At 39.3% G+C, this 1810-nt stretch carries 3 protein-coding genes; all 3 read left to right on the top strand.

The genetic code is table 11. The features are described from left to right. Window positions 1-137: 137 nt before the first annotated feature. Window positions 138-584: a LytTR family DNA-binding domain-containing protein gene (locus HMPREF2571_RS07350; RefSeq protein ID WP_041817277.1), complete on the top strand. Its 447-nt coding sequence runs from the start codon at window positions 138-140 to the stop codon at window positions 582-584. A gap of 4 nt (window positions 585-588) precedes the next feature. After that, entirely contained in the window at window positions 589-1284 is a 696-nt protein-coding gene (locus tag HMPREF2571_RS07345) for a LiaF transmembrane domain-containing protein (RefSeq protein ID WP_013991155.1), read from the top strand. Between the two features lie 96 nt (window positions 1285-1380). Continuing rightward, window positions 1381-1810, top strand: a 430-nt coding sequence (locus tag HMPREF2571_RS07340) for an LD-carboxypeptidase (protein ID WP_176745587.1), incomplete at its 3' end; no start/stop codon positions are given.

The raw sequence follows: 1810 nt of genomic DNA, 5'->3' as shown, positions 1-1810 counted from the left end.
CCACCCGTTAGACGGGTGGTTATGATTTGTCTGTTATTACCTCTTAGGGGCTAAACCGTGCCACTTACCTAAAAGGCCTTGTTTTGTGTAAAGTAGTTGTTATAATGGAAGCATCAAAAGGACAAGAAAGGAGTATTATGAAAGTTAGAATCGAATTGGACCCATCCATGGATGAGCCTGAAATCTTGATTCGAGCTCCTCGGTTAACACAGGAATTGGCCCAGCTCCAAGAATCTATTCTAAAGAAAAAGTTAGTTCCTTTAGCCTTTTACAAGAATCGAAGCGAATATTTTCTGGATTTGGCAAATATTCTCTTTTTTGAAACAGACGGGGAAAAGATTTTTGGACATACCAAGGATGAGGCCTATGAGGTGAAGCAAAAGCTCTACGAATTAGAAGAGTTGCTCCCGATTACCTTTTGTCGGATTTCCAAATCGACGATTGTTAATGCTAAGCAGATTTATTCTTTAGAGAAGTCTTTTTCGGGGACTAGTACGGTGAATTTCTATCAGACCCACAAGCAGGTCCATGTATCAAGACGCTACTATCAAGTTTTAAAAGAACGACTAAACGAAATGAGGTAAGATAATGAGAAAGAAATTAATTGGGATCCTCTTGATCCTTTTGGCAGCTTTGGTAATTGTACAAGACTATTTTATAAAATGGGAAATTAGTATTTGGATGTTGGCCTGGGTAGTCTTATTGGCAATTTTGTCCCTTTCTAGTCTTTTGAAGCGACATTTTGGTCTTGGTTTCGCCTATGGCATTGTGGCTCTATTTTCACTTAATGGACAGTTCCATTTTCTTCCAGTATCTAATTCGGTCCTTATCTTTTCTTCGATTCTTGCAGTTATTGGCTTGAACATTCTCTTCAATCCTTCTAGTAAAACAAAGAATCGCTTTGGACTGGGTTCTACTGGCTCAGACGCTAATAATGGTGGAAATGATATTGATGTCACTTTTTCAGTAGTGACCAAATATCTCAATGACCAGCAATTTACGCATGGGAGTGCGGATGTTAGTTTAGGACAGGCTTCCGTTTATTTGGATAATTGCCGTATTGAGGGGCCATCTGCTCAGTTTGATGTGGACGTTTCTCTTGGAAGTCTTAGCCTCTATGTGCCCAGTGATTGGCGGGTGCATGTGAATGTGGATAACTCTCTTTCAGCTGTACAGCATGAGGAAAATCCTAGTAACTTAACTAACAAGGATTTCTACATCAAAGGTGATGTTTCCTTGGGTAATTTAGAAATTATTTATGTTGGTGAGAATGCGATTGATTAAGTTAGTGGAGGGAACATCTGATTAATATAATACCTATTGTTTTATCTCATCTCCTGTGATAAGATAGGCTCAATCTATTTTCAGGAGGGACAAGACATGGTTTCTACTATTGGTATTATAAGTTTATCTAGTGGGATTATCGGTGAAGACTTTGTCAAGCACGAAGTGGACTTGGGTATTCAACGTCTCAAGGACCTCGGACTCAATCCTATCTTTTTACCTCATTCGCTAAAAGGCTTAGATTTTATCAAAGAACATCCTGAAGCTCGTGCAGAGGATTTGATTCATGCCTTTTCTGATGATAGCATCGACATGATTCTATGTGCCATTGGTGGAGACGATACCTATCGCTTGCTACCCTACCTCTTTGAAAATGACCAACTACAAAAGGTTATCAAACCAAAGATTTTTCTCGGTTTCTCGGATACAACCATGAACCACCTCATGTTGCATAAGCTAGGGGTCAATACTTTCTACGGCCAATCATTTCTAGCAGACATTTGTGAGTTAGACAAAGAAATGTTGC

It is taken from the genome of Streptococcus sp. HMSC068F04, assembly GCF_001837455.1.
Lineage (GTDB): Bacteria > Bacillota > Bacilli > Lactobacillales > Streptococcaceae > Streptococcus > Streptococcus salivarius_D.
This window is presented reverse-complemented; position numbering and strand designations above follow the sequence as displayed.

Bases quoted from the DNA above. Each gene is read 5' to 3' on its own strand.
- HMPREF2571_RS07345 (WP_013991155.1), top strand. From the start codon at position 589: ATGAGAAAGAAATTAATTGGGATCCTCTTGATCCTTTTGGCAGCTTTG.
- HMPREF2571_RS07350 (WP_041817277.1), top strand. From the start codon at position 138: ATGAAAGTTAGAATCGAATTGGACCCATCCATGGATGAGCCTGAAATC.